This is a genomic window from Paenibacillus sp. J31R98, from assembly GCF_056269245.1.
Genome location: NZ_JBWDNO010000002.1, coordinates 485,697 through 498,313, shown reverse-complemented (window position 1 = coordinate 498,313; position 12,617 = coordinate 485,697). Strand labels below are relative to the sequence as shown.

The following is a 12,617-nucleotide window of genomic DNA, read 5'->3' as shown; positions in this document are numbered from 1 at the left end:
AGGGGAAGCTGGGGATGAAGACAAAATTTCGGCTGCGGTTAAGATGGCCTTACCGGAAACCGATAATAGAAATATAGATTTAGTTGCGCGTATGGCAAAAGGCATGTGCAGGAAGGATGCGATTCGAATGACGCTATCAATAGGACAGCTTATGAAAGGCTTGATCGGAGATTCGCAGCCTGTGGAAGGTAAAGCGCTGGAGCTGAAAGTAGGCCAAGTGGTGCGTGCGGTACTCGTTAAGATGGTGGATGATCAGGAAGGGATCATTCAAATTAACGGAACTCAAGTACAGGCGAAGCTGGAAACGCCACTTCAGCCTGGACAATCGACTTTGCTGCAGGTGCAGCCGCAGTCGATGGATGGGACACTCGTGCTGAAGCAGGTTGATCAGCAGACAGCAGCGATGTCGGAAGCGACGATGAAGGAATGGCTGAAGGCAGCAGGGCTACCAGAGCAGAAGTGGACCGCGCAGCTGGTGAATGATCTGAAACAGAGCGGCGTTCCGCTTACGCGAGAGATCGCAGGGCAGTTCAAGCAAGCGCTTGCCGAGATGCCACCAGGTATGGATGCGAAGACTTGGATGAACGCGGCAGCACTCGCGGCGAAGCGTGGATTGCCAATGACAAGCGCGACGATTAGCGCGCTTGCGCAGACGCAGTCCGGCGCTCCAGCGCATGTGCTGCTGGATTCGCTGGAGCAGGGGCTTGCCGCTTGGAGCAACTCTGTCAAGGCAGAAGCGGCAGGGAATGGTCAGCCGCAGGCAGCGAGTCAGGCGGCGGGGCAAGCGGCGGGTGGAGCAGTGCCGCCGCAGGCAGCGGGGCAGGCGGGGGCAGGGGGAGCAGTGCCGCCGCAGGCAGCGGGGCAGGCGGGGGCTGGAGCAGTGCCGCCGCAGGCAGCGGGGCAAGCGGCGGCAGGTGGAGCAGTGCCGCCGCAGGCAGCGGGGCAAGCGGCGGGAGGAGCAGTGCCGCCGCAGGCCGCGAGTCAGGCGGCAGGAGGAGTAGTGCCGCCGCAGGCAGCGGGGCAATCGGCGGCGGGAGGAGCAGTGCCGCCGCAGGCAGCGGGGCAAGCAGCGGCGGGTGGAGCAGTGCCGCCGCAGGCAGCGGGGCAGGCAGCGGCAGGTGGAGCAGTGCCGCCGCAGGCAGCGGGGCAATCGGCGGCGGGAGGAGCAGTGCCGCCGCAGGCAGCGGGGCAAGCAGGGGTTGGAGGAGCAGTGCCGCCGCAGGCAGCGGGGCAGGCAGCGGCAGCGAAGCTGCAAGCGCTGCTTGCCGAAGGCGCAGCGCTTATGCGCGAAGCGCTAGAGGCTGGCGACGCAGCGAAGCCGGCGCCAGCGCGAGCAGCAGGCGAAGCTGCTGCGGGCGTGTCCGCGCGAAGCGCGGATGTTGCCGCCGGAGCCTCGCCTCATGGCGCCGGGGGCACGCAAACCCCACAGCCGGCCGCCCAACAGAACTGGGTCGGGCAGCTGATGAAATGGCTCGGCGTCGACCACGAACGGCTGCTCGCCGCCTCCGCCGCAGATGATCAGCTTCAGTCGTCTCAGAAGCTGGCACATCAACAACAGGAGGCTGCGCGAGAGACGCAGCAGCCTCTACCTGATGCCGCGGCCAAAGAAGCGGCTCGCGGCGGCGCAAGCAGCGCGGTCATCGAACGCGCGCTGCAGCAGCAACAGCAGCAAGCGAATCAGCTTCCTGTGCCGGGATCGACCCTGCCACAGGAAGGCGTCAAACATGCTGCTGCCGAAACAATGAAGAGCCTGCTGATGACATTAGCGAGCTCGGATGATGTACCGCAAGCGCTGCGAGATACCGCGCAGCAGATGGTATCGCATATTACCGGCCAGCAGCTGCTGCTTACGCCGGAGAAGACGAGCTCGCTTTTCTCACATGTGACGATGTTCATCCCGATGAAGGGGGCTGACGGCAATCAGACTGCGTCCGTTCATATACAAACACGCCGAGGCCGCAAAGGAGAGCTGGATGCGGACAATTGCAGGCTGCTCTTTGATCTTCGGATGAAATCTTTAGGCGATACCGTTGTTGATGTGCAAGTTGTCGATAAGATCGTGAGCGTGAATCTTTGGAACGATCACCCCATGACTGCAGAACTAGCTGAGTCCTCGAGACCGGAATTGACTGAAGCGCTGCAGAGAAACGGCTACCAGCTGCTTACGCTGAAAGCGACGCCGATGCCGGATAGGATGGCAGCTCGAATGAATGCGGCAGACGGGACGACGCCGGTTGCACAGTCCAATGGACAAGAATGGTCGGCGAAGCCTTATAAAGGAGTGGACTTCCGCGTATGAGGGAGAACAATAATGCGGCACCACAGCCTCTCCCGAACAAGAAGGCGGTTGCGCTTAAATATGAACCAGGTGAACGGAATGCGCCTATCGTCGTTGCGAAAGGCCAAGGGAAAGTCGCCGAAGCGATAATGGAGAAAGCAGCGGAGCACGGTGTACCGGTTCAACAGGACAAGTCGCTTGTTGAAGTGCTCTCGAAACTCGATCTGGATCAAGAAGTCCCTCCTGAGCTATATACATTGGTTGCTGAGATCCTGTCTTTTGTCTATCGTTCCGATCAGAGGGCGGGTGCCAACAAGTGACCGACAGAAGGCCGTCAAGTGTTGCGAAGAAGCCTGATTCACGACAAACGATTGGCAAGTTCGGGGAGGAACATGCTGCTCGCTTCATAACCGAACTGGGCTATCGTGTTTTAGCGCGTAATTGGCGCTGTCGCTCAGGTGAGCTCGATATCGTTGCTCAAACAGCGGACACAATTGTCATTATCGAAGTGCGAACTCGCAGACAAGGCGGGCGTTTCGGCACAGCGGCGGAATCGGTAGATTTCCGTAAGCAGCATCAGGTGCGGGCAACAGCTGAGGTTTATCTCTCGCTTCAGAAGCTGCACGGTCAACCTGTCAGATTCGATGTCATTGCAATAACGGCTGTACCGGCATTGGGCGAGCCTGTCTCATATCAGATTACTGAACTGAAGCATATTGAAGCTGCTTTTTAACAAATAAGAGATGCCCGCTACGGCATCTCTTTCTTAATTTTTACAGTGCATGCAGCTTTCGATCCAAGCCACGATAACCTATCGCTTCAGCGACATGCGGGCTGTCCACTCGTTCACACTGTTCCAGATCTGCGATGGTTCTCGCAAGCTTCAATATCCGGTCATGTGCTCGTAAGCTAACGCCAAGTGAGTCGAAAGCAAGTCGCAGCAATTCTTCGGCTTCTCGCGTGAGGTGAACAGCCCTGCGCAAAGAAGCGCCAGCTAGATCGGCAAGCGGCCTTCCTAGAGCTTCTGTACGTGAATCTCTGTAACTAACAGCTTGAAACACAATCTCCTTCATCTGGGTAGAAGTCATGCCGATCTGCAAATCCGCTGTCGCCGGCGGCCGGGGAACTTCAATATGCATATCGATTCGATCAAGGAGTGGTCCGGAAATTTTGGCACGGTACCTTGAGAGATATGCTTCGCTGCAACTGCAGCGTTGATCCTCCGAATCATGACCGTAATAGCCGCACGGACACGGATTCATAGATGCCGCTAGCAGAAAATATGCCGGGAACCGAAACACCGCGCGGCTCCTGGCTATCGTCACTTCGCGATCCTCTAGCGGTTGGCGAAGCACTTCGAGTGCGGCACGGGAAAACTCAGGCAGCTCATCCAGAAACAAGACGCCGCGATGTGCAAGCGTCACTTCACCTGGACGAGGTATGGAGCCGCCGCCGATCAATCCTGCAGCAGATATGGTGTGGTGCGGGCTTCGGAATTGGCGTTCCTTCATTAATGAAGGGATACCGCCAGGGAGTTTACCGGCGGCGCTATAGATCTTCGTTACCTGCAACGACTCTTCTTCTGTAAGCGAAGGCATAATACCAGGAAGCCGCTTGGCAAGCATTGTCTTTCCTGTGCCTGGTGGTCCTGACAGCAGCAGATTGTGTTTGCCGACCGCTGCGATCAGAAGCGCGCGCTTCGCGTGGTGCTGTCCAAGAACATCCCCGAAATCACCATGTTGTTGATGAATACTCTCGACTAGTAAGCTTCCTCGATCACTGCGAGAATGGTCGGGATGATATTTCATGGATCGCCATGCTTCCTTGTCAGAATCTGCATCCTTCAACTCCGACAGATGGTTGACCGCGTACAGCTCCAGCCCTTCAATACAGGCGGCTTCTGAAGCATTGGCATGAGGGAGCAATACTTTCGTGTTGCCTCTGAGCCCCGCTTGTTCAACCATTGCAAGCACGCCTGGAATCGCGCGAACCTCTCCATTCAGTGCAAGTTCACCAAGTACGATCATACCTCGGAACAGTTCCTCATGGAGCTGCCCGCTCGCAACTAAGACGCCAACTGCGATTGCCAGATCAAACGCGGTGCCTTCTTTGCGAAGGTCAGCAGGAGCAAGGTTTACTGTTATTCGTTCCATCGGGAACGTGAATCCACAGTTCTTAATCGCAGCACGCACGCGTTCGACGGATTCGCGTACAGCGGGATCGGGAAGACCAACGACATTTACTTGCGGGAGCCCGCTAGCGATATCGACTTCAACGGCAATCATTCTGCCTTCCACGCCATATACGCTTCCACTGCTAGTTTGAGTATACATAACAAAAAACACCTCCACCGAGTTGTCGGATGAAGGTGCTTCCTTACGAGTCCGTATCATATCTTGCTTCTCACTTATGATAGTACAAGGTTGAAAAAATTGTCAATAATACTCGATTTAATTTTCCAATTAAATAAATTGCTCGATTTGCTCTCTATGGTGCGCATCATGATCCACAAAGTCCTCCAAGTACACTAGGATTGTGAACGGATTGCCGTCTCCGTCATAATAGACCTCGGTCTGCTGTGCTTCAGTTAATGATTTCAACCTCGCAACCAGATTTTCACGTACTGCGATACTTGAAGTGATTAGCTCTTCTTGGCTGATTGTCTTGGCATATGCTGAAGCATTCAGATTGAATTGATCAAAGTTACATGATTTGTACGTTAATGATACGCCTTCAGCGATTGGAGCTATCGCTTCGCTTAGGAAATGGCGGTCCCATAACATAATGTGAGCCATCACTTCCTGTGTCGACCATTTGCCGAGTGCGAGCGGGGTAGACCATCTCTTATCAGTGAGATCGCGCAGCGATGCCGCGAACGATATCATGGATTCGAAAGTAATCATAAGTTCTGAAAACGTGCGCATGTATAAGAACAACTCCTCAAATCAAGAATGAATGTGATACGCTTAGTGTAATACGAACTTGTGTTCGTAGTCAATATTTTGTAAAAGTTAGGTAATACTAATCGTGAACTGCCATCCGTCATGAGACTTTTTTTGTGCAAAAGCAATGCATACATCATATTTAGTTTAATTTCATCGCTTTTCATATCGATTTGAGATGAAACTAATATCAAAAAAGATGGCATCTTGCGCTAAAAAAATAGTAATGCTATGACGAAACGTGTTACAATACTTATGGTTTTGTGTACATACGTAGGAGTTAACTGCGGATAGGAGGATTTTCGTAGATGAATATCCATGAGTATCAAGGAAAACAATTGCTGAAACAATACGGAGTTGCGGTGCCGGAAGGTAAAGTAGCATTCTCCGTTGATGAAGCGGTAGAAGCAGCGAAAGCACTCGGTACGCCAGTCGTCGTTGTTAAAGCGCAAATCCATGCGGGCGGCCGCGGTAAAGCGGGCGGCGTTAAGGTTGCCAAAAATTTGGACGAGGTTCGCGAATACGCAAGCCAAATCCTTGGTAAAGTGCTTGTCACTCACCAAACAGGCCCAGAAGGCAAAGAGGTTAAGCGCCTTTTGATCGAACAAGGCTGCGACATTAAGAAAGAGTACTACATCGGTCTTGTTGTTGACCGTGTAACTGGACGCATCGTAATGATGGCATCCGAAGAGGGCGGCACAGAAATCGAAGAGGTTGCTGAGCATACGCCTGAGAAGATCTTCAAAGAAGTAATTGATCCAGCGGTTGGTTTGCAAGTATTCCAAGCGCGCAAGCTTGCTTACTCCATTAACATTCCTAACGAGCTGGTGAACAAAGCGGCTAAATTCATGCTGTCCTTGTACACGGCTTTCGTTGAGAAGGACTGCTCGATTGCAGAGATCAACCCGCTTGTCGTTACTGGCGACGGCAACGTAATGGCGCTTGACGCCAAGCTGAACTTCGATTCCAACGCATTGTACCGTCACAAAGACATTCTTGAGCTTCGTGACCTGGATGAAGAAGATGAGAAAGAAATTCAAGCGTCCAAGTTCGACCTCAGCTACATCGCGCTCGATGGCAACATCGGTTGCATGGTTAACGGCGCAGGTCTTGCTATGGCGACAATGGATATTATCAAGTACTACGGCGGCGACCCTGCGAACTTCCTGGACGTAGGCGGCGGTGCTACGAAAGAAAAAGTAACGGAAGCGTTCAAGATCATTCTCTCCGATGAGAAGGTTAAGGGCATTTTCGTTAACATTTTCGGCGGCATTATGAAATGCGATATTATCGCAGACGGTGTTATCTCGGCAGCGAAAGAGCTCGGTCTTGACCGTCCGCTCGTCGTTCGTCTGGAAGGCACTAACGTAGAGCTCGGCAAGAAAATGTTGAATGAATCCGGACTGAACATCGTGGCTGCGGATTCGATGGCTGACGGTGCACAAAAAATCGTTGCGCTTGTGAAGTAAGACATCTGAAGTCGCACTTTCCGCGGCATACGAATTCATTTAGGGGATGTGAGTTTCGATGAGCATTTTGGTAGACAAAAATACAAAAGTCATTACGCAAGGTATTACCGGTGCAACAGGTCTTTTCCATGCGAAAGGCGCCTTGGAATACGGTACTCAAATGGTTGGCGGCGTTACACCTGGCAAAGGCGGCACGAACGTTGACATTACGCTTGAGAACGGCACGGTAGTATCCCTTCCTGTATTCAATACAGTTGCTGATGCAGTAGCTAAGACTGGCGCAACTGCTTCGGTTATTTACGTACCGCCGGCATTCGCTGCAGACTCCATTTTGGAAGCTGTCGATGCTGAACTGGATCTCGTTATCTGTATTACAGAAGGTATTCCTGTAATCGACATGATTAAAGTGACACGGTACATGGAAGGTCGCAAAACGCGCCTGATCGGACCGAACTGCCCGGGCGTTATTACGCCAGGCGAGTGCAAAATCGGCATTATGCCGGGATACATCCATACAAAAGGCCATGTAGGCGTCGTTTCCCGTAGTGGAACGCTCACTTATGAGGCGGTTCATCAACTGACTACTCGCGGCATTGGTCAATCCTCTGCTGTAGGTATCGGCGGCGACCCTGTTAAAGGCTCCGAGTTCATTGACATTCTGAACATGTTCAATGAAGATCCGGACACATACGCGGTTATCATGATCGGTGAAATCGGCGGCTCCGCGGAAGAAGAAGCGGCAGAGTGGGTTAAAGCGAACATGAAGAAGCCGGTTGTTGGCTTCATCGGCGGCGCAACAGCGCCTCCAGGCAAACGTATGGGCCATGCTGGCGCAATCATCTCCGGTGGCAAAGGTACTGCTGCTGAGAAGATTGCAACGCTTGAGAAATGCGGTATTCGCGTAGCTCCAACGCCTTCCGAAATGGGCTCCACGCTTGTGAGCGTCCTGGAAGAGCGCGGCATGCTCGACAAGTGCAAAACTCACTAAGCTGAGTAATGCCAATTGCATATAACGAAAAGGTAAGCAACCTTTCGAGTGGCCCTCACCAGGGCTTTCGAAAGGTTGCTTTTTTCATTATTTACCATATTCGGCTTGCATTCTCGTTGCTGCAAAGGCACAATAAAGAAGAATGCGAGCCTTCTCATGAGAGGGCGGAGCTGTAATGAACATGGAACTTGGCAAGCGCAGAGAACAGTTAATTACCTTACATGAAACACCGGGTATCGGGTGGCAGTCAATCAGAAAGGCTGTCGAAAGCGGCGAATGGCAAGCTTTTGAGCGATATGCACCTGAAGCGTGGGTGACATCAGTCGGGTTAAAGGTGGATCAGGCGCGCGCTTTATCGAATGCGTTTTCAAGCGTGAATGTTAGAGCAAGAGAGGAACGAATGAGTGAGCTGGGCATTAAGGTCATAACGAGACTGGATGACGACTATCCGGAATTGTTAAAGGAATCACCTCAGCCGCCATGGGTTTTATACGCGATAGGTAAGGATACACTGCTGAAGAGGCCCTCAATTGCAGTAGTCGGTTCAAGAGGACCAACTGCTTATGGTCGTAAGACCGCTTCTGAGCTTGCTAGGAAGCTCTCTGAGCGTGGTTTGACCGTTGTGAGCGGAATGGCAAGGGGGATTGACGCTTTAGCTCATGAGGGTGCATTACAGGGCGCAGGAAGCACGATCGCCATTCTAGGCACTCCTGTTACGTTGATCTATCCAGCTGACAACAGGCAGCTTTACGCTGACATTGCGAAGAATGGGCTTATTCTCTCTGAAGTGCCAATCGGAACGGCTTTTCATCCTGGCTTGTTTCCACTCCGCAATCGAATTATCGCCGCATTGTCTCTCGGGACCGTCGTTGTCGAAGCGGCAGAGCGTAGCGGTTCGCTCATCACGGCCGATCAAGCGCTGGAGATGTCGCGGGATGTGTTTGCAGTCCCAGGGCCAATCTCTTCACCGAAGAGTGCGGGCACGAATGGTTTGATCCGTCAAGGCGCCAAGCTTGTCTCTTCATTTGAAGATATTATTGAAGAATATGCCGGATTGCCGATATATGATCAAATACAATCACTAGCAAGCGTACAAGCGGGAGTTTCTTCAGACAACGTGGTAAACGAACTGAGCGAGAATGAGGCGATTATCTATCGTTTCTTGTGCGATGAGCCGCGATCCGTAGACCAGCTTCATGAGCTTTCGTCGTTCCCTTTTGGACTTTTGCACTCAGTTCTGATAAATTTAACTTTAAAACGTAAGATTGAACAGCATTCAGGTTCCATATATAGTGTAATGTAGCATGTAAGTGGAGAGGAGGGCGCAGCAATGGCAGATTCCCTTGTCATTGTCGAGTCACCGGCAAAAGCGAAAACAATCGGTAAATATCTCGGCAGCAAATTTATTGTGAAAGCATCGATGGGGCATATCCGTGATTTGCCGAAAAGCCAGATCGGCGTTGAAGTCGAAAATGATTTTAACCCCAAATATATAACGATTCGCGGTAAAGGCAGCGTCCTGAAGGAATTGAAGGATGCCAGCAAAAAAGTAAAAAAAGTATATCTCGCAGCTGACCCTGATCGAGAGGGTGAAGCGATCGCATGGCATTTGGCGCATTATCTCGAAATTAACGAGAGTGATGCTTGCCGGGTTGTGTTTAACGAGATTACCAAGCAAGCGGTGAAGGATGCTTTCAAAGCGCCGCGTCCTATTAATATGGACCTTGTGAATGCGCAGCAAGCGCGTCGTATTCTGGACCGGCTTGTCGGATATAAGATTAGTCCACTTCTATGGAAGAAAGTAAAGAAGGGGCTGTCGGCAGGTCGCGTTCAATCCGTTGCGGTGAAGCTCATTATTGATCGTGAGAATGAGATTGAAGCATTCGTTCCTGAGGAATATTGGACGATTACGGCGCAGCTCAAGCATGGCAACGCGACATTCGAAGCGAAGTATCATTCGCTCAATGGCGAGAAGCGCGAGCTTGGCAACGAAGCGGACGTTCAAGAAGTTTTGAAAGCGATGGGCGATTCGGCGTTTACTGTCGGCGAAGTGAAAGAGAAGGAACGGCTGCGCAATCCAGCAGCGCCGTTCATCACAAGCTCTCTGCAGCAGGAAGCTGCTCGTAAGCTCGGCTATCGTGCGTCTAAGACAATGTCGGTCGCGCAGCAGCTCTATGAGGGCGTTGATCTTGGCAAAGAAGGGACAGTCGGTCTCATTACTTATATGAGAACGGACTCGACCCGAATTTCGACGATCGCGCAGGAAGAAGCGAAGAATTATATTGAAGAGAAATACGGCGCTCCATATGCTCCTGAGCAGCCGCGTGTATATACGAAGAAGAACAGCAATGCGCAGGATGCGCATGAAGCTGTCCGTCCTACTTCCGTATTCCGTGATCCGGAGTCGGTGAAGGAGTTTCTAAGTCGTGATCAGTTCAGGCTGTATAAGCTCGTTTGGGATCGTTTCGTAGCAAGCCAAATGTCATCGGCTGTGCTCGATACGATGACGGTAGATTTGAAAGTAGGTTCGAGTGCGGTATTCAGAGCTGTCGGCTCTAAAGTGAAATTCCCGGGCTTTATGAAAATCTATGTAGAGGGCAATGACGACGGTACAACAACAGATGATGAGAAGTTCTTGCCTCCTCTTGCAGTCGGTAATGTTGTAAGCACAGAGTCGCTTGAGCCGAAGCAGCACTTTACACAGCCTCCGCCGCGTTACTCCGAAGCCCGCCTCGTGCGGATGATGGAGGAAGTCGGTATCGGAAGGCCGAGTACGTATGCGCCGACACTGGAGACGATCCAGAAGCGCGGTTACGTCGCGATAGAAGAGAAGAAGTTTATTCCGACCGAACTCGGTGAGCTCGTGATTCAAATGATGGAAGAGTTCTTCCCGGAAATTCTCGATGCAGAATTTACGGCGCATATGGAAGATGATCTCGACCATGTGGAAGACGGCAAGGAAGACTGGGTGAAAGTACTCGCTAACTTCTACACTTCATTCGAGAAGCGGCTTGAAGTCGCTGAAGAAGAGATGAAGGAAGTTGAGCTGCAGGACGAAATTTCCGATGAGCTGTGCGAGAAGTGTGGAAGACACCTTGTTTACAAGATGGGGCGTTTCGGCAAGTTTCTGGCTTGCTCCGGATTCCCGGACTGCCGGAATACGAAGCCGATCGTCAAGGATATCGGCGTCACTTGTCCGAAATGTCATGAAGGCAAGATTATCGAACGCCGCAGTAAGAAAGGCCGTTACTTCTACGGCTGTGATCAGTATCCTGGCTGTGACTACGTCTCGTGGGATAAGCCGGTTAGCAAGCCTTGTCCGCAATGCAACAGTGTAATGGTGGAGAAACGCAATAAGAGCGGAGCGAAGCTTCTCTGTACGCAATGCGACTATAGCGAAGAAGTTATTGAAGACCAGGAGCCGGCGGAACTATAACGCCGGCCAACCCTATGTCAGCAGGCATAAAAAATAGGTTTGGTTTATAACGCGTGGCGCTGCTAAAAGATAGCGTGGGCGGTTTTACCTTGAAAGGATGGTAAGTGCATTGTCAGAAATACAACGTGTAACAGTCATCGGAGCGGGGCTTGCAGGCAGCGAGGCTGCTTGGCAAATCGCATCGCAAGGAGTACCTGTTACTCTTTATGAAATGAGACCGGAAACTCAAACGCCGGCTCACCATACGAAGAACTTTGCAGAGCTCGTGTGCAGCAACAGCTTGCGCGCGAATGGGCTGGCGAACGCTGTAGGCGTTCTGAAAGAAGAAATGCGCAGAATGAATTCACTCATTCTCGATTGCGCGGACCGGAACGCCGTTCCAGCCGGCGGTGCGCTCGCGGTTGACCGTGATGGGTTCTCGGAAGACGTCACTCGTATTCTGAAGGAGCATCCGTTAATTGATGTCCGTACGGAAGAAGTGACAGAGATTCCGAAGGATGGCATTGTGATTATTGCTACAGGTCCTTTGACGGCGCCCAAGCTGTCCGCACAGATTCAAGAGCTGCTCGGCCAAGAGTATTTCTACTTCTATGATGCGGCTGCTCCTATCGTGGAGAAGGACTCCATCGATATGTCGAAGGTATACCTCGCATCCCGTTATGATAAGGGCGAGGCTGCTTATCTGAACTGTCCAATGACGGAAGAAGAATTCAACATTTTCCATGAAGCATTGACGACGGCCGAGAAAGCGGAGATTAAGGATTTTGAGAAAGAGCAATACTTCGAGGGCTGTATGCCTATCGAAGTTATGGCAAGCCGCGGTAAGCAAACCGCGCTTTACGGGCCTATGAAGCCGGTTGGCCTCATTAACCCGCATACGGGCAAGCTTCCGTATGCCGTTGTTCAGCTCCGTCAGGATAACGCAGCGGGCACGCTTTATAACCTTGTAGGCTTCCAGACCCACCTCAAGTGGGGGGAGCAGAAGCGGGTATTCTCGCTGATCCCTGGTCTTGAGAACGCAGAGTTTGTGCGATTCGGCGTTATGCATCGCAATACGTTCATCAATTCGCCGAAGTTGATGCGGCCGACTTATCAAACCATAAACCGTGATTCGCTGTTCTTCGCTGGCCAAATGACTGGCGTTGAAGGCTATGTTGAATCCGCAGCTTCCGGGCTCCTTGCTGGACTCAATGCTGGCCGATTGGCTCGAGGCTTGGAGCCGGTTGTACTTCCGGCAGATACGACGCTTGGCAGTATGGCGCACTACATTACGACGGCGGATTTCAAGCACTTCCAGCCGATGAATGCGAACTTCGGTTTGGTTCCTCCGCTCGAGAAGCGGATGCGAAGCAAGAAGGACAAGAACGAAGCGATTGCGAACCGTGCACTCGATCAGCTATCGCGGTTTAAAGTCGAACAGCTTGGATATGCGGCTGAGGACGCGGCACACGAGTAATCGAAAATCATAACCTCTTGAAGTAGACAGCAGCGGCAGCGATTTTTC

At 52.1% G+C, this 12,617-nt stretch carries 10 protein-coding genes; 8 read left to right on the top strand and 2 right to left on the bottom strand.

All coding sequences use genetic code 11. The features are described 5' to 3' along the window. The first annotated feature begins 91 nt into the window (after window positions 1-91). From AC0YNX_RS10735 to AC0YNX_RS10725, 3 genes are read left to right on the top strand one after another with little or no spacing between them, the layout of a single operon-like run. Entirely contained in the window at window positions 92-2,299 is a 2,208-nt protein-coding gene (locus tag AC0YNX_RS10735; protein ID WP_475815677.1) for a flagellar hook-length control protein FliK, read from the top strand. Beyond that, window positions 2,296-2,598: an EscU/YscU/HrcU family type III secretion system export apparatus switch protein gene (locus AC0YNX_RS10730; protein WP_475815676.1), complete on the top strand. Its 303-nt coding sequence runs from the start codon at window positions 2,296-2,298 to the stop codon at window positions 2,596-2,598. The genes AC0YNX_RS10735 and AC0YNX_RS10730 overlap by 4 nt, the downstream gene beginning before the upstream one ends. After that, window positions 2,595-3,011: a YraN family protein gene (locus AC0YNX_RS10725; protein WP_475815675.1), complete on the top strand. Its 417-nt coding sequence runs from the start codon at window positions 2,595-2,597 to the stop codon at window positions 3,009-3,011. The genes AC0YNX_RS10730 and AC0YNX_RS10725 overlap by 4 nt, the downstream gene beginning before the upstream one ends. 40 nt (window positions 3,012-3,051) lie before the next feature. On the opposite strand, the gene AC0YNX_RS10720 is transcribed toward AC0YNX_RS10725, so the two are convergent. Both AC0YNX_RS10720 and AC0YNX_RS10715 read right to left on the bottom strand, forming a co-directional pair. Further along, window positions 3,052-4,611, bottom strand: coding sequence for a YifB family Mg chelatase-like AAA ATPase (locus AC0YNX_RS10720; protein WP_475815674.1), 1,560 nt, complete (start codon window positions 4,609-4,611; stop codon window positions 3,052-3,054). A gap of 129 nt (window positions 4,612-4,740) precedes the next feature. Beyond that, window positions 4,741-5,181 carry a DinB family protein gene (locus AC0YNX_RS10715; protein ID WP_475815673.1) on the bottom strand — a complete coding sequence of 147 codons (441 nt, stop codon included), beginning with the start codon at window positions 5,179-5,181 and terminating at the stop codon, window positions 4,741-4,743. A 347-nt stretch (window positions 5,182-5,528) separates the two neighbouring features. Here AC0YNX_RS10715 and sucC point away from each other — a divergent pair, with 347 nt between their 5' ends. From sucC to trmFO, 5 genes are all read left to right on the top strand, one after another. After that, window positions 5,529-6,689, top strand: a complete 1,161-nt coding sequence (sucC, locus tag AC0YNX_RS10710; RefSeq protein WP_126016315.1) for an ADP-forming succinate--CoA ligase subunit beta — start codon at window positions 5,529-5,531, stop codon at window positions 6,687-6,689. A gap of 58 nt (window positions 6,690-6,747) precedes the next feature. Then, the gene (gene sucD / locus AC0YNX_RS10705) at window positions 6,748-7,677 is read left to right on the top strand and encodes a succinate--CoA ligase subunit alpha (protein WP_126016317.1); all 930 of its coding nucleotides are present in this window, start codon (window positions 6,748-6,750) and stop codon (window positions 7,675-7,677) included. A 175-nt stretch (window positions 7,678-7,852) separates the two neighbouring features. Next, window positions 7,853-8,980: a DNA-processing protein DprA gene (gene dprA / locus AC0YNX_RS10700; RefSeq protein ID WP_475815672.1), complete on the top strand. Its 1,128-nt coding sequence runs from the start codon at window positions 7,853-7,855 to the stop codon at window positions 8,978-8,980. Window positions 8,981-9,007: 27 nt separating this feature from the next. Then, window positions 9,008-11,113, top strand: coding sequence for a type I DNA topoisomerase (gene topA, locus AC0YNX_RS10695; protein ID WP_475815671.1), 2,106 nt, complete (start codon window positions 9,008-9,010; stop codon window positions 11,111-11,113). Between the two features lie 109 nt (window positions 11,114-11,222). After that, window positions 11,223-12,569 (top strand): FADH(2)-oxidizing methylenetetrahydrofolate--tRNA-(uracil(54)-C(5))-methyltransferase TrmFO, encoded by a 1,347-nt coding sequence (gene trmFO / locus AC0YNX_RS10690; protein ID WP_475815670.1) that lies wholly within the window; start codon window positions 11,223-11,225, stop codon window positions 12,567-12,569. Window positions 12,570-12,617: the final 48 nt, after the last annotated feature.